Genomic DNA, 20,723 nt, shown 5'->3' on the forward strand with positions numbered 1-20,723 from the left:
AGAATGAAATATTTAAGTAAAAAAGACAAAAAGATTTTAAAGTTAAGCGTAATAAGTTGTTTAACAACAGTAGTGCTCTTTTTCCTTTTATCTACTTTAACGGATTGTAATCCAATCTTGGGTGGAGTTCTATATAGTGGAGATTTACCAAATCAATACTTATCCTTTTTTCAGTATTATCGCCATTTAATGGTTGGCAATTGGAGTAGTGCAGGATTTACTTTCTTAAATGGTTTAGGTGGAGATATGGCTGGAAATATTGGTTATTATCTACTTAGTCCATTGAATTTTGTTGTTTTTCTTTTCCCTGCAAGCAAAATGAATGTAGCAGTATACGTCATAATTCTAATTAAATTAGGATTAATGAGTGGCACTTTTACTTGGTTGACTTTAAAGTGGTTTAAGTTTAATTATCAAGCTTATCCTATCTTTTTAGGAATTGCGTATGGTTTAAGTGGTTATTCTGTAGCTTATGCTGGAAATGTAATGTGGCTTGATGGTTTAGTCCTACTTCCATTGATAGCTTATGCCTTAGTGAGAGGAATTAAGACTAATAAATGGCTTGCCTACAGCATTTTACTTGCTTGTGGAATTATTTTTAATTACTACATTGGATACATGATATGTATCTTTTTAGTAATTCTATTTTTTGCATATACGGTTAATAATTTTACAAATCGTAAGTTATTTATTCATCAATTTATTGGATTCGCAATTAGTTCTATTATCAGTGGGTTAATTAGTGCAGTAGTTATTTTGCCGACTTTTCTTAACCTTTCTAGCAATAAACTATCTCAGGCTGACTTCAATTCTAATTTTGAAATTAAGACTTTAATAAGTGGTGGGAAAGCTATATCAAGGCTGTTTATTGGTGATACTTATAATGATTGGGCGCCAATTTTTGTAGGAACTTTAGCTTTAATTGTGTTTGTTCTTTACTTTATTGATTCACATAATTCAATTAAAGAAAGAATTACTAATTTAGTTATTGGATTTATCTTTGTATTAAGCATTACTGTGCCTAAGGTGTACTTGCTCTGGCATGGTGGTCAACAGACTATTGCTTATCCATATCGCTTTGGCTTTATTATTGTATTTTGGATCTTACTTTTAGCAGCTAAAGAATTATCGAATTTAAGTGAATATAAAAACGAGAATAAAAAGGAAAGGCTTGTTGCAGCTGGAATATATTTATTAGTAAGTTTAGCTGCTGTTTATATTCGACGCCGAATTGGACCGTGGAATATTTATGCTTGGGTTGCTGTTTTAATAGTAATTATTTTTGGAATCTTAGTTTATTTTTCAGATAAAAGATTTGTTCGCGTAACTTTACTTTTAGTAGGATTAATTGAAATCGCGGGCAATGCTTATATTGGCTTGAATCACTTGGGAATGAAGAGTAATGCTTATCCAGCTTATGTTTCTGAAAATCAAGAAATCATTTCAAGAATACCTGCTTCTGATAAGGCGGGACGCCTTGCTAAGAATTATGAGTTGAACAATGACCGCGGTGAAGGATATACTTTCGGCTATCGCGGTATGGAAGAGTTTTCTTCAAATAACGATTCTAGAATTAGTTCTTTGATGACTGATCTTGGTTTTTCAACTTTTCGTTACTTTTATTATTATCAAACTGGTAGTGTAGTTACAGATGCTATTTTTAATGTAAAGGCATTTATTGATAGTTCTTTAACTAATCAAAGTATTTCTCCAGAATATGTTAGCTATGGTTTAAGAAACGATTTAAAAAACCATCCAGTTATCTTAAAGCAAGGAAATAAAACTGTATATCGAAATGAGACTTTGCCATTTGCATTTGCTGGAGGCTTATCTAATAAGTTGAAGTTTAAGGAAGAAAATCCAGTTTATAATCAAAATCTGGTTCTTAATTCTTTGACTCAAACTAAGGAAGATGTTTTAAGCTATAGTTCAAAACAAGCAAAAATAGAGTCTAATAATATTAAACTTAAATTTGCTAAGGGAAAGTTTAAATCAGAGAGGATCACTCAAGATAAACCAGGTACAATGACTTTTACATACGATAATTTGAAACCAAAACAGGTTGGATATATTAGGTTCAGTAAAAACTTAATGGATCAAATTATTGTTTTAGATAGTTATCAATTGAAGCAGAATCCAGATTATAGACTTCCATTCACAGTAGCTATTAATGGTAAAAATATTCATCTACAACAATATACGGATCAACTTATTGGTGTTCAGGCAGATAAAGATGGAAAACTTACAATTAAAATGACTTTGGATGGAAGAGCAAACCGAGTTGACTTCAAGTATCCACGTTTTGTAAGTATTAATCAATCAGCTTTAACTAATAAGGTAAATAAGGCTAATAGCAGACGAATGGAGTTTTCTGCCTTTAGAGATAGTTATGTGGCTGGAAATATAAAAATTGGTAAAAATGAAAGCTTGGTAACTACGATTCCTTACAGTAAAGGTTGGAAAGCAGAAGTTGATGGGAAACCTGCTAAAATTAATCGTACTTTAAAGGTGTTTATTGGCTTAAAGATGAAGCCAGGTGTACATCAAGTGACGTTAAGATATAAGACACCAGGTTTACTGATCGGTGCTTTAATAAGCATTGTAGGAATAATTTCTTTAGTAATTTATACTTGGTATTTAAAGAAAAACAAACAAGCTGATAAATCAAGTAATGAGAATAAATAAGTAATACACCCCTCTAATGTTTGTTTTTAGAGGGGTGTATTTGGGAATAAGGCTAAGAATGAAACATTTGAGTAAAGAAAATAAGAAGGTTATAAAGCTAAGCAGTATTAGTTTTGTAGTTACCATCATAATTTTTGGAATTATATCAACCTTGGCACACGCTAATCCATTTTTTGGTGGTGTGTTATGGGGCGGAGATTTACCTGATGAATATTTGTCATTTTTTCAATATCTTCGCCACTTGCTTTTAGGAAACTGGGGTAGTTTACAATTTAGTTTTTCTAATGGATTAGGTGCGGATATGGCAGGTAATATTGGTTATTATCTTGCAAGTCCATTTAATTTAATTATTTTGCTATTTCCAGCAAGTCAAATCAATATAGCTCTCTACGTAATAATTGTTATTAAGTTAGGGTTAGCCAGTGCTGCATTTACTTTTTTGATTTTGAAACTTTTTAAATTCAAAAATCAAATCTACTCAATTCTACTTGGTATTATTTATGGGTTAAGTGCGTATTCTATTGGTTATGCAGCAAACTTAATGTGGCTTGATGGTGTAATTTTACTTCCATTACTTGTTTATTCCTTACTTAGGGGTATAACAAAGAGAAAATGGATTCTTTATACTATCTTGCTAGCCTGTGCAATTATTTTTGATTACTATATTGGCTACATGATATGTATTTTCATGGTACTTGCCTTTCTAGCTTATATAATCAATTATTTTAGAGAAAAAAAGATTTTTATTAGGCAAGTAGTGGAATTTGCACTTAGTTCATTGATCAGTGGCTTGATGAGTGCAGTTATTACATTACCAACATGGATGAATTTAGCTAATAATAAGTTAACAGAACATACTATTAACGAAGGCTTTAGATTAAGTCCTATTTCTTCAGCAGCTAAAAGTATCTCTGCTTTGTTTATGAAGAATTCTTTCAATGGGTCGCCGCTTTTATTTGTTGGAACGCTAGCAATTATTGTTTTTATTTTATATTTTATTGATAATAAAAATTCGCGTAGAGAAAGAATTATTAATTTAGTAATTGGCCTTGTTTTTGTACTTAGCTTAATACAAACAAAGATCTATCTTTTCTGGCATGGGGGTCAAAAACCAGTTGGTTTTCCATATCGCTTTAGCTTTATTATTATTTTTTGGATTTTGCTTTTAGCAGCTAAGGAATTAACAAATTTAGATCTAAGTAAAAGACAGTTGATTTGGGCTGCTGGAATTTATTTAGCACTTGGATTAATAGTTGTTATCCTGAGAAAACACTATGGAAATTTCGATAGTTATCTATTAATTTCATTGAGTTTAATAGTTATTTTTAGTATTCTCTTATACTTTGCTGGTAATAAGGCAATCCGCTTTATTTTGGTAATGATTGGCGTAATTGAAATAGCTGGTAGTGGATATTTGGCTTTGAGTCGAATGGGAATGAAAAGTAATGTTTACTCTAGCTATATCACAGAAAATCAACAATTATTTAATTCTTTACCAGCAAGTATTAAAAAGCAAAGAATTGCTAAAAATTATTTTTTAAATAATGATCGCGGTGAAAGTTATGCATTTGATTATAAAGGTGTAGAAATTTTTTCTTCTAACAATGATCCTAGAATCAGTGCATTATATGCTAACTTAGGTTTATCTGCATATGGTTATTATTATTTTTATAAAACTGGCACAGTTGTCACTGATGCGATCTTAAATGTTGGTACTTTTATCAATAGTTCTTTAGCTAGTCAAAGTATTTCTCCTGAATATATTAGTTATGGTTTAAGAGATGATTTGAAAAATAATCGTGTTTTACTAAGAATGAAGCAGTACACGGTTTATCAAACTCAAAGTCTGCCAATTGCTTTTGCCGGTAACTTATCAAATAATTTAAAATTTAAACAAGATAATCCAATTTATAATCAAAATTTGGTTTTAAATTCTTTAACTGAAACTCGGGGAGACGTTTTAACTTATAGTAAAAAGAAGACTAAAACTAAATTAGAAAATGCTAGCGTAGAGCAAAAGAATAATAAAATTGAAATTACTAGAACGTCTGATAAAGCTGGAAGCGTCATTTTTACTTATACTGGTTTAAAACCGCGAGAAGTTGCATATGTAATGCTAGATAAAGATTTGATGGGCTTTGCGGATCCACTGACTACTTATCATGCAAGACAAGTCGGAAAAGTTAAAAACGACTTAAGCTTAGTTGTTGATAAAAAGGATGTGCGTCTCCAGCCTCAAGTTAAACAATTAGTTGGTGTTCAAGCTGATCAGGACGGACAAGTGCAAATTAAGTTAGTTCTAGATGGCGATAAACGTTCATTAAGAATGAATTTACCACGCTTAGTTAATATTAATTCGAATTTATTAGAAGCAAAGCTTTCAAAAGTTAATAAATCTCAGGCCTTAAAATTATCCAAATTTAATAACGACTATTTAGCTGGAAGAGTAAAAATATCAAAGGATGAGAATTTGGTAACTACAATTCCTTATAGCAACGGCTGGAGAGCAGAAGTTGATGGAAAAGACGTTAAAATTAATCGAACTTTAGGTGTATTTATTGGCTTGAAGATGAAACCAGGCAAGCATTCAGTAGTTTTGAGATATCAAACCCCTGGATTGCTTATTGGAGCTTTAACAAGTATTATAGGTATAATCCTACTAGTTATATTTAATTTGTATTTAAAAAAGAAAAGGTATTAGTCAAAGAATAAAGTCTATATTTTATAGGCTTTATTTTTTAGGAGGAGAAAATGAGCGATTATTTAGTTAAGGCGATTGATAAAACTAAAAATTTAAGATTAATTACTGTAAATGCTAAAGACTTAGTAAGTGAAGCACAAAAAAGACATGACACTTGGAGTGCATCATCAGCTGTATTAGGACGAACTTTAATTGGTGGTCTTCTTTTATCAGCTGCATTGCTGAAGGATAAAGATGAATTGACAGTAAGATTACTTGGAAATGGACCTGTAGGAGCTACGGTAGTAACTGCAAAGGCTGATTTAACGATCAAGGGTTATGTTCAAAATCCGCATATTGCACTTCCTCCTAAAAAAGATGGTCATATTGATGTAGCTAAGGCTGTTGGCGAAGGATGGCTTGAAGTAACTAAAGATCAAGGATTAAAACAACCTTATACAGGTCAAGTACCAATTGTAAGTGGAGAGATTGCAGAAGATTTTACATATTATTTAGCAAAATCAGAACAAATTCCGTCAGCTGTTGGTCTTTCTGTTTTTGTTGAGCCTAATAATAGCATTGGAGCTGCTGGAGGTTTTGTATTACAGGCTTTACCAGGTGCTAGTGATGAACAATTAGCTCAAGTTGAAAAGAGAATCAAGGCTTTGCCTAATCTTTCAACTTTGTTTTTAGATGGTATGACTCCTGAAAATCTGGCAGAAAGAATTTTAGGTACTGATTGTAAAATTTTGGATAAGGAAAATGTATCCTTTGCATGTGATTGTTCAAAAGAAAAGTACAGTAAAATTTTAGCTACTTTAAAACCAGAGCAATTAAAGAAAATGATTGAAAAAGATCATGGTGCTGAACTTATTTGTCGTTTTTGTAAAGAAAAGTATCACTTTACTGAAGATGAATTAAAAGATGTACTTAAGAAAGCAAATTAAAGTGGTGTGCAATGAATAGTTTTGCTATGATATTAGGTATTTGAAAGGATGAGCAAGTGTGAAAAACGATAGTTGGAAAATTAGGGATGTTCAAATTCCTAATCGTGTAGTAGTTGCACCTATGGCTGGAATTTCAAATGCTGCTTTCCGAGTAGTATGTAAGGAATTTGGGGCAGGATTAGTTGTTTGTGAAATGATTTCTGATCATGGAATTATTTATCGCAACAAAAAAACTCTTGAGATGTTAACAGTTGATCCACGTGAACATCCAATGAGTATCCAAATTTTTGGTGGTAGTGAAGAGACATTAGTTGAAGCTGCGCACTATGTTGATACACATACTGCAGCTGATATTATTAACATCAATATGGGATGCCCTGTTCCCAAAGTAACTAAAACAGACGCAGGAGCTAGATGGCTGTTAGATCCAAATAAGATCTATCAAATGGTTCATGCCGTAGTTAGAAACGTGAAGAAGCCAGTAACTGTAAAGATGAGAACTGGTTGGGATCAAAAGCATATCTTTGCTGTCGAAAATGCCCTTGCTGCTCAAGAAGCAGGCGCTAGTGCAGTGGCAATGCATGGACGTACAAGAAAACAAATGTATATGGGTGAAGCTGATTGGGAGACTTTAAAGGATGTAGCAGATGCATTAACTATTCCTTTTGTTGGTAATGGGGATGTTACCACTCCTGAAAAAGCTAAGGCTATGCTTGAAGACGTTGGTGCAGATGCTGTAATGGTAGGAAGAGCTGCTTTAGGTAACCCATGGATTATTAAAGACATGGTTCATTATTTAGATACTGGTGAAAAATTACGTCCGCAAACAGTTGAAGAAAAGGTTGCAACAGCTAAAAATCAATTAAATGGACTGATTGAACTTAAAGGTGAAAAGGTTGCAGTTCCTGAATTTAGACGCCAAGCAGCGTATTATTTAAAAGGAATTCCCCGTTCAGCTCGAACCCGTGCTAAAATAAATGATGTTTGGACGAAACAAGAAGTTTTTGACTTGCTAGATGATTTTGTGAAAAAATATGAAGCGAGACAAAAGCAAATTAACCAATAAAAGGAGTTTTTAGAGTGGCAAAGAATGAAATGAACGACCAACTAATCGCTCGTCGTGAAAAGATGGACGAAATGCGTGAAAATGGTATTGAACCTTTTGGTGTGAGAAAGTTTGATCGTCAAGACTTAGCTCGTACTTTAAATGAAAAGTATAGTAACGAAGATAAAGATGAATTGAATGCTGATATGCCTGTAACTAAAATTGCAGGGCGTATGCTTGCAAAACGCGGTAAGGGTAAGGTAGGATTTGCCGATCTTTATGACCGTACTGGTAAGATCCAAATTTATGTACGTAAAGATATTGTTGGTGAAGATAACTACAAGATCTTCAAAAAGTCTGATATCGGTGACTTCTTAGGTATCGATGGTGAAGTAATGAAGACTGACACTGGTGAGTTAACTATTCGTGCAACTCATATTACTTTCCTATCAAAGGCTCTTCGCCCATTACCTAATAAGTGGGATGGCTTAAAAGATGTTGAACAAATTTATCGTCAACGCTACCTTGATTTAATTACAAATCGTGATAGTTACATGCGTTTCGTTCATCGTACTCAAATTATTCAAGCTATTCGTGACTATTTGAATAATAAGGACTTCTTAGAAGTTGAAACTCCAGTTCTTCACAATATTCCAGGTGGTGCCGAAGCACGTCCATTTATTACCCACCACAATGCTTTGGATATTGATCTTTACATGAGAATTGCTTTGGAACTTCCTTTGAAGCGTTTGATTGTCGGTGGTATGGAAAGAGTTTATGAAATTGGTCGAGTATTCAGAAATGAAGGACTTGATACTAAGCACAATCCAGAATTTACTGAACTTGAAACTTATGCTGCATACTGGGACTTCCATGATGTAATGGATGAAGCAGAAGGAATTATTAGAGCAGCCGCTAAGGTTGTTTCACCAGATGGTAAGATCAACTATCAAGGTACTGATATTGACTTAGGTAAGCCATTCCGTCGTGTTCATATGGTTGATTTAATCAAAGAAAAGACTGGTGTTGACTTCTGGAAGCCAATGACTATTGAAGAAGCTAGAAAAGTTGCTGACGAACATCATGTTCACTATGAAAGCTACTGGAAAGTTGGTCATATCATCAACGCATTCTTTGAGGAATTCGGTGAAGGTTCAATCGTTCAACCAACTTTTGTTTATGGACATCCTGTAGAAGTATCACCACTTGCTAAGAAGAATGCTGATGACCCAAGATTTACTGATCGTTTTGAAATCTTCATCATGGGTGCAGAATACGGTAATGCATTCTCAGAATTAAATGATCCAGATGATCAACGCCACCGTTTCGAAGAACAAATGGCTGAAAGAGAAGCTGGTAACGACGAAGCCGATATGATTGACGAAGATTATCTTCGTGCTATGGAATTCGGTATGCCTCCTACAGGTGGTTTAGGTATTGGTATTGACCGTTTGGTAATGCTATTAACTGATGCTCCAGCTATTCGTGATGTTTTACTCTTCCCAACAATGCGTCCTGAAAAGGTTGAAAGTGTTGATGCTGAAGTTAAGGCTGATATGGAAAAGAAGAATAAATAAAGTTGAAAAATAGATCATCATTAATGATGATCTATTTTTTTGAAATTTTTCAAAAAAACACTTGCAATAAGATGATGTTTTGCTATACTAATAAATGTACTGCGGAAGTAGTTCAGTGGTAGAACATCACCTTGCCATGGTGGGGGTCGCGGGTTCGAATCCCGTCTTCCGCTCCAGTATAAAAGACTCACCGAAGTGTGAGTCTTTTTTGTTATTCGGGATGTGGCTCAGCTTGGTAGAGCGCTACGTTCGGGACGTAGAAGTCGCAGGTTCAAATCCTGTCATCCCGATTGAATATTATTTTATTAAAAGTTCGTCTTAAGTTTAGAAAGACGAACTTTTTTGTATATAATGTTCATGAAATATCAAATAGTTTACATTTACTAATTGTAAGTGTAAGATATTTGTCTAAAGATTGTAGTATGATCTTAAAAGAAACAAGGCGGTGCAAAATGGAAAAATCATATAGTGATAGTGCAAAGAATGTTCTTGAAATTGCTAAAGAGCAAGCACAAAACTTTCACCATCGAATTATTGGAACGGAGCATGTTTTGCTTGCTTTAGTAATTGAAGCTAACGGAGATGCTGGTAAGCTTTTGCGTGAAAGAAATGTAACACCAACCTTAGTGCGAGAAGAAATTGAGAGATATACAGGCTATGGGTCAAGTCCCAAGGCTACATATATGGAAATGTCCCCACGTCTAAGCTTAGTTTTAAACTTTGCTAAACAAAAATCTGACGAACTAGGGACACCTCAAATTGAAACAAAACATATTTTGTTAGGTTTACTAGCCAGCGATCAAATTTTAGCAAGCTTGATTTTAAAAAACATTGGTGTAGACCCACGTGATTTAAGTCAAGATATAAATGACAGTTTTATGGATGACGCTGGACAAGAAAATAATACTTTGGGGATGTCATCTTCAACTGGAACTAAAAAGGGTAAGTCTCTAACGCCTAATTTAGATAAAGTAAGTGTCAATTTGAATAAACGAGCACGTGAAGGTGCAATTGATCCGGTAATTGGGAGAGATAAGGAGATAAAACGAGTAATTCAAATTTTATCTCGAAGAACTAAAAATAATCCAGTTTTAGTAGGGGAACCCGGAGTTGGTAAAACAGCGGTAGCCCAAGGAATTGCTTCGGCTATTGTGAATCGAGAAGTTCCTGACAATTTAGCTAAGAAACGTGTAATGGCTTTAGATATGGGAAGCTTAATTGCTGGAACGAAATATCGCGGTGAATTTGAAGATAGAATGAAGAAAATTTTAAAAGAAATTCAACGTGATGGTTCAGTTATTTTGTTTGTAGATGAAATGCATACGTTGATTGGTGCTGGCGGAGCAGAAGGTGCAATTGATGCTTCAAATATTTTGAAACCATCTTTAGCTCGTGGTGACATTCAGATGATTGGTGCAACTACTTTTGACGAATATCAAAAGTACATTGAAAAAGATCAAGCTTTGGCAAGACGTTTTCAACAGGTAAAAATTGGTGAACCTTCAAAAGAAGAAACTGTGGATATTTTAAAAGGCCTAAGACCAAAATATGAAAAGTTCCACAATGTAAAAATTGAAGATGAAGCAATTAAGGATGCCGTAGAGTTTTCAACTAGATATATTGCAAATCGGTTCTTGCCAGATAAGGCAATTGATTTGATTGATGAAGCTAGTGCAGCTGAAAAAATTCAAGCCATTGGTAAGGTGGATCCTCGATTAACTAAGCTAGATACTCAAATTAATGATGTGATTCATCAAAAAGAACAAGCTGCTGAGAATCAAAACTTTGTTAAAGCTGCTAAGTTACGTGATGAAGAAAGCAAACTTACAAAAAGTCGAGATAAATTAGTTGAAAAGGTTGAAAATAGGAACTCTAAGAAAGCAATTGTTGATTCAAATAAAATTGCCCAAATTGTATCTGAATGGACTGGCGTGCCAGTAACTCGAATGAAGAAGAGCGAAACTAAACGTTTAGCCCACTTAGAAAGTATTTTACATGAACGAGTAATTGGACAAGATAAAGCAATTAGTGCAGTAAGTCGTGCAATCAGACGTAGTAGAAGCGGTATTAAAGATGAAAATCGGCCAATTGGATCTTTCTTATTCTTAGGCCCTACTGGAGTGGGTAAGACTGAATTGGCTAAAGCTTTAGCGGCAGCAGTATTTGGTTCAGAACGCAACATTATTCGTGTAGATATGTCTGAATACATGGATCAAGTTGCGACTAGCAAATTAATCGGCTCTGCACCTGGTTATGTTGGCTATGAAGAAGGTGGTCAACTTTCAGAAAGGGTAAGACGTAATCCTTATTCAGTAATTTTACTAGATGAAGTTGAAAAAGCTCACCCGGATGTCTTTAATTTACTTTTGCAAGTTTTAGACGAAGGATTTTTAACTGATTCTAAGGGAAGAAAAGTTGATTTTAGAAATACAATTATTATTATGACTTCTAACCTAGGATCACGCAGCTTGCAAGAAGATAAGACGGTTGGATTTGCGGCTGATAATGAAGATAAGAATAAGATTCAACAAGAAAAAGTTTCAGCAGCTGTTAAGCAATTCTTTAGACCAGAGTTTTTAAATAGAATTGACGAAACTGTTGTCTTTGATAGTTTAACTAAGGAACAATTGCGTGAAATTGTTAGTTTAATGACAAGCCATTTAGTTGATAGATTAGCTAGAAAAGATATCACGTTGAAAATATCACCAGCAGCCTTAGATGTTTTAGCTAAAGACGGTTTTGATCCCGAAATGGGAGCACGTCCTTTACGTCGTGCAATCCAACATGAACTTGAAGATGTAATTGCTGAAGATTTGATTAGCGAGAAAGTTAAGGCAGGTCAAACCGTAAAGATTGGTGCACGTCAAGGAAAATTGAAGTTTACAATTGTTGGTGATAGTAAGTCTCTAGTTAAAAATTAGTTTTTTGACAAATTAGTAATATAAGTGTAGAATACTAAACGTTTAAAAGGCTGAAATTCAGGATTTCGCTGATCTATTGTCCAGCGAGATGATAAAACAAAAACGACTTTTATGTTGTTTTTGTTTTTTTGTACCCAAATTTTGTCTTTTTGCAATTTGTAACACAAATGTAATATTTAGATTCTTATGCAAGAAAGGATGTTTTCTTTGTTAGGACACGCTGTGAACTACGGTAGTCACCGGACAAGACGTAGCTTCTCTCGAATTAAAGAAGTATTGAAGTTACCTAACTTGACTGATGTACAAACGCAATCTTACAAGTGGTTTCTTAATGAAGGTATTCGTGAAATGTTTGACGACATTATGCCAATTTCAGACTTTTCAGGAAAACTTTCTTTAGAGTTTGTTGACTACAAACTTTTGAAACCAAAATACACTCTTGAAGAAGCACGTGATCATGATGCTAATTATTCTGCTCCACTTCATGTAACTTTGAAGTTAACTAACCATGAAACTGGAGAAATTAAGACTCAAGATGTCTTCTTTGGAGAATTTCCATTAATGACAGATTCAGGTACTTTCGTTATTAATGGTGCTGAGAGAGTTATTGTTTCTCAGTTGGTTAGATCTCCTGGTGTTTACTATCATTCAGATTTTGATAAAAATGGCCGTCAAATTTTTGGTGCTACAGTTATTCCTAACCGTGGTGCATGGCTTGAATATGAAACTGATGCTAAAGATTTAGCTTATGTTCGTATCGATCGTACTCGTAAACTTCCTTTAACTGTTTTAATCCGTGCTTTAGGATTTGGATCTGACAGTGAAGTTGCTGATATGTTTGGCGAAAGTGATTCTCTTCGTTTCACTTTAGAAAAAGATATCCACAAGAACCCTGCTGATTCTCGTGTTGCAGAAGCATTAAAAGATATTTACGAAAGATTACGTCCAGGTGAACCTAAGACAACTGATTCATCTCGTTCACTTTTATATGCTAGATTCTTCGATCCAAAAAGATATGATTTAGCTCCAGTTGGTCGTTATAAGATCAATAAGAAGCTTTCTTTAAAGAATCGTTTATTAAGACAAACTTTGGCTGAAACTTTAGCTGATCCTGATACTGGTGAAATCATTGCTAAGAAGGGCGATGTAGTAACTCATGAAGTACTTGATAAGTTATCTCCTTACTTAGATCGTGATGACTTTAAGATGGTAACTTATGAACCCTCAAAAGAAGGGGTATTGTCTGATCCAGTAACAGTTCAGGAAATTAAAGTATATTCTAAAGTGGATCCTGAACGTGTCGTTAAATTAATGTCTAATGGTCATATTGCTGATGATGTTAAGCACTTAACCCCAGCTGACGTATTGGCATCAATTAACTACTTCTTTGATCTTCAAGACAACATTGGAACTACTGATGATATCGATCACTTGGGTAACCGTCGTATTCGTCGTGTTGGTGAATTACTTCAAAATCAATTTAGAATTGGTTTAGCAAGAATGGAACGTGTTGTACGTGAAAGAATGTCTATTCAAGATATTTCTACTGTTACACCACAACAATTAATTAACATTCGTCCTGTTGTTGCTTCAGTTAAGGAATTCTTTGGTTCCTCACAGTTGTCACAGTTCATGGACCAAAACAACCCACTTGGTGAGTTAACTCACAAGCGTCGTATGTCTGCTTTAGGACCTGGTGGTTTGTCTCGTGACCGTGCTGGTTATGAAGTTCGTGATGTGCACTATACTCACTATGGTCGCTTATGTCCTATTGAAACACCCGAAGGACCTAACATTGGTTTGATTAACTCATTAGCAACTTATGCTATTGTTAATAAGTACGGTTTTATTGAAACTCCATATCGTCGTGTTTCTTGGGATACTCATAAGGTTACTGACAAGATTGATTACTTAACTGCTGATGTTGAGGATAATTACATCATTGCTGGTGCCAACGCTCCATTAAACGAAGACGGCTCATTCAAAGATAAAATTGTTTTAGCCCGTCATAAGGAAGATAACCTTGAAGTTACACCCGATAAGATTGACTACATGGACGTTATTCCTAAACAGGTAGTTTCAGTAACTTCTGCATGCATTCCTTTCCTTGAAAACGATGACTCTAACCGTGCTTTGATGGGTGCTAACCACCAACGTCAAGCTGTTCCATTGATTAATCCACATGCACCAATCGTTGGTACTGGTATGGAATATCGTGCTGCTCACGACTCTGGAGATGCATTAGTAGCTAAGGCTCCTGGTGTAGTTGAATATGTTGATGCAAACGAAATTAGAATTAGAAGAGATGACGATACTTTAGATAAGTATGTTCTTGAAAAATTCCGTCGGTCAAATGCAACTAAGAACTACAACCAAACTCCAGCTGTTAAGCAAGGCGAGCGAGTAGTAGCTGATGAAGTTATTGCTGACGGTCCAGCAATGGAAAATGGTGAACTGGCTTTAGGTCAGAATCCAATTATCGCCTTTTTAACTTGGAACATGTATAACTATGAAGATGCCGTAATGATTTCTGAACGTATGGTTAAAGATGATGTCTACACTTCTATCCATATTGAAGATTATGAATCAGAAGCTCGTGATACTAAACTTGGACCTGAAGAAATCACACGTGAAATTCCAAACGTTGGTGAAGATGCACTTAAAGATCTTGACGAAGAAGGTATCGTACGTATTGGTGCCGAAGTTCAAGATGGTGATATCTTAGTTGGTAAGGTAACTCCTAAGGGTGTTACTGAATTATCTGCTGAAGAACGTTTGCTTCACGCAATCTTTGGTGAAAAGGCTCGTGAAGTTCGTGATACTTCCTTACGTGTACCACATGGTGGTGGCGGTATTGTTCAAAACGTACAAGTCTTCACTCGTGAAGCAGGAGACGAATTACCACCTGGTGTAAACAAGATGGTTCGTGTCTACATCGTTCAAAAGCGTAAAATTCAGGTTGGTGACAAGATGTCTGGTCGTCACGGAAACAAAGGTACTATTGCCTTAGTTTGTCCTGAAGAAGATATGCCATACTTACCAGATGGTCGTCCAGTAGACATTTGTTTGAACCCAATGGGTGTGCCTTCACGTATGAACATTGGACAGGTTCTTGAATTACACTTAGGTATTGCTGCTAAGCAATTAGGTATTCACGTTGCTACTCCAGTATTTGATGGTGCTTCTGAAGAAGATATGTGGGAGATGGTTCGTGAAGCTGGTATTGGTAAAGACGGAAAGACTGTTCTTTACGATGGACGTACTGGTGAACCATTCCACAACCGTGTTTCAGTAGGTATCATGTACTACTTGAAGTTGACTCACATGGTTGACGATAAGATCCACGCACGTTCAATTGGGCCTTACTCACTTGTTACTCAACAACCACTTGGTGGTAAAGCACAATTCGGTGGTCAGCGTTTCGGTGAAATGGAAGTTTGGGCTCTTGAAGCTTACGGTGCTGCATACACATTACAAGAAATTTTGACTTACAAGTCAGATGATGTTGTTGGTCGTGTTAAGGCATATGAAGCTATTGTCAAGGGCGAAAGAATTCCAAAACCAGGTGTTCCAGAATCATTTAGAGTTCTTGTTAAGGAACTTCAATCCTTAGGTTTGGATATCAAAGTCTTAGATATGGACCATAAGGAAATCGAGTTACGTGATATGGATGACGATTCTAACGATCACTTTAATATCGATACTTTATCTAAACTTGCTGAGCAGCAGGAGAAGAAGAAGTTGGCCGAAGAAGCTGCAAAGAAAGATGATAAATCAGCTGAACCTGTAGATCAGAGTGATTCTTCAACTTCATCTGATGATAAGGTTTCTAAGTAATCTAGGAGGTTAAACTTTTGATCGACGTAAATAAGTTTGAAAGTATGCAAATTGGTTTGGCTTCTCCAAACAAGATCAGAAGTTGGTCTTATGGCGAAGTTAAAAAGCCAGAAACTATCAACTATCGTACTTTGAAACCAGAAAAAGATGGTTTGTTCGATGAGAGAATTTTCGGACCAACTAAAGACTGGTCTTGTGCTTGTGGTAAGTACAAGGGTATTCGCTATCGCGGTATTGTTTGTGATCGATGTGGTGTAGAAGTAACTTCTGCTAAAGTTAGAAGAGAACGCATGGGCCACATTGAATTGGCTGCACCAGTTTCACATATCTGGTATTTCAAAGGTATTCCATCTCGTATGGGATTAGTTTTAGATATTTCACCTCGTGCTCTTGAAGAAGTAATTTATTTTGCTGCATATATTGTAATTGACGCAGGTGATACCGATCTTGAAGATAAGCAACTTCTTACAGAAGCTGAATATCGTGAAAAGAAAGCAAAATTTGGTAACCGTTTTGAAGCTAAAATGGGTGCCGAAGCTGTAAAAGAACTTCTTGAACAAGTAGATATTGATAAGGAAGTTCATGACTTAAAAGAAGAATTAAAGACTGCTACTGGTCAAAAGAGAACTCGTGCTATCAGAAGATTAGATATCTTAGATGCATTTAAGAACTCTGGTAATAAGCCATCATGGATGGTTATGGATTGTATTCCAGTTATTCCACCAGACTTAAGACCAATGGTTCAACTTGACGGTGGACGTTTTGCTACTTCTGATTTGAACGATTTATATAGACGTGTAATTAACCGTAACAACCGTTTGAAGAGATTGTTAGACTTAAATGCACCAAGAATTATTGTTCAAAATGAAAAGCGTATGCTTCAAGAAGCTGTTGATGCATTAATCGATAACGGTAGACGTGGCCGTCCAGTGGTCGGACCAGGTAACCGTCCGCTTAAGTCTCTTTCTCACATGTTGAAAGGTAAGCAGGGACGTTTCCGCCAAAACTTACTTGGTAAACGTGTTGACTACTCAGGTCGTTCAGTTATTGATGTTTCACCTAAATTGAAATTTTATCAATGTGGTGTACCACGTCCAATGGCTCTAGAATTATTTAAGCCATTTGTAATGCATGAATTAGTAAAACGCGGTTTAGCATCTAATATTAAGAATGCTAAGCGTAAGATTGATCGCGAAGATGATGATATCTGGGACATCTTAGAAGATGTTATTAAGGAAAGACCAGTTCTTTTGAACCGTGCCCCTACTCTTCACCGTCTAGGTATTCAAGCATTTGAACCAGTTTTGGTAAATGGTAAGTCAATTCGTCTTCACCCACTTGCTTGTGAAGCTTACAATGCCGACTTTGATGGAGACCAGATGGCTATTCACGTTCCATTGTCTGATGAAGCTGTAGCAGAATCTCGCTTACTTATGTTAGCTGCTCACCATATCCTTGCTCCTAAAGATGGTAAACCAATCGTTACTCCTTCACAGGATATCGTTTTAGGTAACTATTGGTTAACTCAAGCTGAACGTGGTCGTGAAGGTGAAGGGATGATTTTTGATTCACCAGCAGAAGCAGCTATTGCTTATGCAAATGGTGATATTCACTACCATACTCGTATCGGTTTGGCAGCTGATTCAATGCCTGAAAAGCCATGGCCAAAAGGTTATGAACATGGAATTTTTGTGACTACTTATGGTAAGTTAGTCTTCAATCAAATTTTTCCTAAGGACTTTTTCTACATTAACGATCCTACTCAAGAAAATCTTACTCATCCGCTTGATGAGAGATACTTCTTGCAACCAGGTGAAGATATTCATGAGAAGCTTGATAATATGAAGCTTGGACAAGCCTTTAAGAAGGGCTTCTTGTCAGATTCTATTGCACAGATCTATAAGGATTACAAGGTTCAAAGAACTTCAGACTTCTTGGATGATTTAAAGGAATTAGGTTACACCGTATGTACAACTTCTGGTTTAACTATTGGTGTTGAAGATATTCCGACAATCACTGATAAGGATGACATCGTTGCTGAAGCTCGTAAGAAAGTTGATGTTGTGTCTAAACAATATCGTCGTGGTTTAATCACTGATGAAGAAAGACATGATCGAGTAATTAGTATTTGGAATAATTGTAAAGACATTGTTCAAAATGAAATTGCTCAAATTCATGCACCAAGAAACCCAATTACAATTATGGCCGATTCTGGTGCTCGTGGTAACATTTCTAACTTTACCCAGCTTGCTGGTATGCGTGGTTTGATGGCCGCTCCTAACGGAGGAATGATGGAAATTCCTGTTACTTCAAACTTCCGTGAAGGTTTGTCTGTTTTGGAAATGTTCATGTCCACTCACGGTGCTCGTAAGGGTATGACGGATACCGCCTTGAAGACTGCCAACTCTGGGTACTTAACTCGTCGTTTGGTAGACGTAGCTCAGGATGTCATTATTCGTGAAGAAGATTGTGGCACTGATCGTGGTTTAACGGTTCATGCAATTACTGAAGGCGATGAAATGATTGAACCATTATTTGACCGTTTGGTTGGTCGTTACACTTCTAAGAGTGTCTATGATCCAGAAACTCATGAAGTTATTTGCCCAGCAGATGTCTTGATGGACGAAGATATGGCTCACAAGATCGTAGATGCTGGTGTTACTGAGGTAACAATTCGTTCCGTATTTACTTGCAACACTCAACATGGTGTATGTAAGAAGTGCTATGGTATGAACCTTGCTACTGGTGACGACGTTGAAGTTGGTGAAGCTGTTGGTACTGTTGCCGCACAATCTATCGGTGAACCTGGTACTCAGTTAACTATGCGTAACTTCCACAACGGTGGTGTTGCTGGTGCTGCAGATATCACTCAAGGTCTTCCACGTGTTCAAGAATTGTTCGAAGCACGTAATCCTAAGGGACGTGCTACAATTTCTGAAGTAACTGGTGAAATAACTTCAATTGAAGAAGATCCAGCCGAACACACTCGTCAAATTACCGTTAAGGGACAAACTGATACTCGTACTTATGACGTACCATATACTGCTTCAGTAGCAGTTGCTGAAGGAGATCATGTTGTACGTGGAGATAAGTTAACCCTTGGTTCTATCGATCCTAAGGAATTGATTCGTGTACGTGATGCATTGACTACCGAAAAATACATTCTAAGTGAAATTCAAAAGGCTTATAGAATGCAGGGTGTAGAAATTGCCGACAAACACGTTGAAGTTATGGCACGTCAAATGCTTCAAAAGGTTCGTATTCTTGACCCAGGTGAAACTGATATCTTACCAGGTGAATTAATGGATATTGGTGAATTTAAGGCAAGAAACCGTGAAGTAATTATTTCTGGTGGTATTCCTGCAACTGCACAAAGTGTAATTCTTGGTATTACCAAGGCTGCCCTTGAAACTAACAGTTTCTTATCTGCAGCTTCATTCCAGGAAACTACTCGTGTTCTTACTGATGCTTCTATTCGCGGCAAGAACGATCCATTACTTGGTCTTAAGGAAAATGTTATTATTGGTAAGATTATTCCTGCAGGTACTGGTATGCCAGTTTACCGTGAAATGGAACCTAAAGTTGATGTTCCTGAAGATGAAAAGAAAAAATCAGTATATTCTATAGCTGATATTGAAAAGAAATTAGCAGCTGCTGATGCAGAAAAGGATAACGGTTCAGCTGATTAATAATCCTTTCATAACTTAAACATTTGTGTTAAAAAAGCCTATTCGCTCTTGCGAATAGGCTTTTTTTGTGTGTTTAAACAAAATTATAAAAAGTGATACTTAAAAATATAAAGGGAATAAAAGGCAGAGGCCGTTTTTCATGATTTATTACATAGAGAAGAAATAAGAAAATAGAAGCTATAAGGAAAATATATTGTGCAATATAAAAGTTGTAGTAAAAAATAAGAATAATAAAAATAAGTGTATCTCCGAGTCCAAGCTTATTTTTTAAATTCATTAATAAAAAAACTGAAATTACTATTATAATTAACATCCATTCTATAAAATCATAGCTTAACTTTGGAGAAGAAAAAGTTATAATCCAAATTAATGGCAGAATTGTTGATAAGGGAAAAGATTGATCAAAATAATCAAAAATGCTGATTAAAAAAATGAAAGTAACTAATAAATAGGGGAATTGATCAGTATAGGGATTTAATGGTAAAAATGCGATTCCCCCTAGAAGTTCGCAATAAAACGTTTCGATAGGAATTGTAGTTTTACAGAAAAAACAGTGTCCCTTATACTTTATAAAAGAAAAGATAGGGATTTGATTAAGAAGGGTAAGTGGAATTTTGCAACTATCGCAGTGAGATGTTGAAGATATAAAGTTTTCTGTTTCAAAACGCTGTACGACTACTAATAGATGAGATCCGATAATACTGCCAATAATGAAATTAAACAAATAAATATAAAACTTTGACATGATTTAACCTCCAATATTTATATACGCAAAATCAAAAAAATTTTTTTAATTGTTTACGTAATCAAAAAATCGTGTTAAACTAGCCATTGTGCTATTAAAAACATGATGTCCGTGAGGTCAGAAAAGAAACTCCCGGATGTGTGAACAATTTTAGGAGGAAATTTTAATGCCAACAATTAACCAATTGGTTAGAAAAGGCCGTCACTCAAAGACGACCAAATCTGATTCACCAGCTTTAAACTATGCTTACAACAGCATGAAGAAAAAGATGAACTACAACCCAGCACCTCAAATGCGTGGAGTTGCAACTCGTGTAGGTACTATGACACCTAAGAAGCCTAACTCAGCTTTACGTAAGTACGCTCGTGTTCGTCTTTCAAACTTAATTGAAGTTACTGCTTACATCCCTGGTATTGGTCACAACTTACAAGAACACTCCGTTGTTTTAATTCGTGGTGGTCGTGTAAAGGACCTTCCTGGTGTTCGTTACCACATCATCCGTGGTGCTTTGGATACTGCAGGTGTTGATGGTAGAAAACAAGGCCGTTCTAAGTACGGTGCTAAGAAGGGTTAAACAGTTAATAGGAGGGACTACTA

General features: G+C 35.7%; 10 protein-coding genes and 2 tRNA genes. 11 read left to right on the forward strand and 1 reads right to left on the reverse strand.

Going from position 1 to position 20,723, the window contains the following annotated elements; genetic code table 11:
• Positions 1-3: 3 nt before the first annotated feature.
• The 10 genes from H1A07_RS01495 (at position 4) to rpoC (ending at position 19,381) form a co-directional block, all read left to right on the forward strand.
• Positions 4-2,685, forward strand: coding sequence for a YfhO family protein (locus H1A07_RS01495; protein ID WP_210145169.1), 2,682 nt, complete (start codon positions 4-6; stop codon positions 2,683-2,685).
• Between the two features lie 58 nt (positions 2,686-2,743).
• Positions 2,744-5,386, forward strand: a complete 2,643-nt coding sequence (locus tag H1A07_RS01500) for a YfhO family protein (protein WP_210145170.1) — start codon at positions 2,744-2,746, stop codon at positions 5,384-5,386.
• Between the two features lie 50 nt (positions 5,387-5,436).
• Positions 5,437-6,312 carry an Hsp33 family molecular chaperone HslO gene (gene hslO / locus H1A07_RS01505; RefSeq protein WP_094495735.1) on the forward strand — a complete coding sequence of 292 codons (876 nt, stop codon included), beginning with the start codon at positions 5,437-5,439 and terminating at the stop codon, positions 6,310-6,312.
• Positions 6,313-6,370: 58 nt separating this feature from the next.
• The gene (gene dusB / locus H1A07_RS01510; protein WP_210145171.1) at positions 6,371-7,378 is read left to right on the forward strand and encodes a tRNA dihydrouridine synthase DusB; all 1,008 of its coding nucleotides are present in this window, start codon (positions 6,371-6,373) and stop codon (positions 7,376-7,378) included.
• A 14-nt stretch (positions 7,379-7,392) separates the two neighbouring features.
• On the forward strand, positions 7,393-8,934 hold the full coding sequence (lysS, locus tag H1A07_RS01515; protein ID WP_057717995.1) for a lysine--tRNA ligase: 1,542 nt from the start codon (positions 7,393-7,395) through the stop codon (positions 8,932-8,934).
• A gap of 101 nt (positions 8,935-9,035) precedes the next feature.
• Positions 9,036-9,110: transfer RNA gene (locus tag H1A07_RS01520), tRNA-Gly, on the forward strand.
• Positions 9,111-9,150: 40 nt separating this feature from the next.
• Positions 9,151-9,224 (forward strand) — tRNA-Pro (locus H1A07_RS01525).
• 162 nt (positions 9,225-9,386) lie between these two features.
• Complete coding sequence (locus tag H1A07_RS01530; protein WP_210145172.1) at positions 9,387-11,855, forward strand: ATP-dependent Clp protease ATP-binding subunit; 2,469 nt, start codon at positions 9,387-9,389, stop codon at positions 11,853-11,855.
• 198 nt (positions 11,856-12,053) lie between these two features.
• Positions 12,054-15,692, forward strand: a complete 3,639-nt coding sequence (gene rpoB / locus H1A07_RS01535) for a DNA-directed RNA polymerase subunit beta (RefSeq protein ID WP_210145173.1) — start codon at positions 12,054-12,056, stop codon at positions 15,690-15,692.
• A gap of 17 nt (positions 15,693-15,709) precedes the next feature.
• The gene (rpoC, locus tag H1A07_RS01540; RefSeq protein ID WP_057717992.1) at positions 15,710-19,381 is read left to right on the forward strand and encodes a DNA-directed RNA polymerase subunit beta'; all 3,672 of its coding nucleotides are present in this window, start codon (positions 15,710-15,712) and stop codon (positions 19,379-19,381) included.
• Between the two features lie 73 nt (positions 19,382-19,454).
• Here rpoC and H1A07_RS01545 read toward each other — a convergent pair whose 3' ends face one another.
• A complete protein-coding gene (locus tag H1A07_RS01545) occupies positions 19,455-20,126 on the reverse strand; it encodes a prepilin peptidase (RefSeq protein ID WP_210145174.1) in 672 nt (223 codons plus the stop codon).
• Positions 20,127-20,292: 166 nt separating this feature from the next.
• On the opposite strand from H1A07_RS01545, the gene rpsL reads away from it, so the two are divergent.
• Complete coding sequence (gene rpsL / locus H1A07_RS01550; RefSeq protein WP_003647838.1) at positions 20,293-20,700, forward strand: 30S ribosomal protein S12; 408 nt, start codon at positions 20,293-20,295, stop codon at positions 20,698-20,700.
• The last annotated feature ends 23 nt before the right edge of the window (positions 20,701-20,723 follow it).

This window comes from Lactobacillus taiwanensis, from assembly GCF_017894345.1.
GTDB lineage: Bacteria > Bacillota > Bacilli > Lactobacillales > Lactobacillaceae > Lactobacillus > Lactobacillus taiwanensis.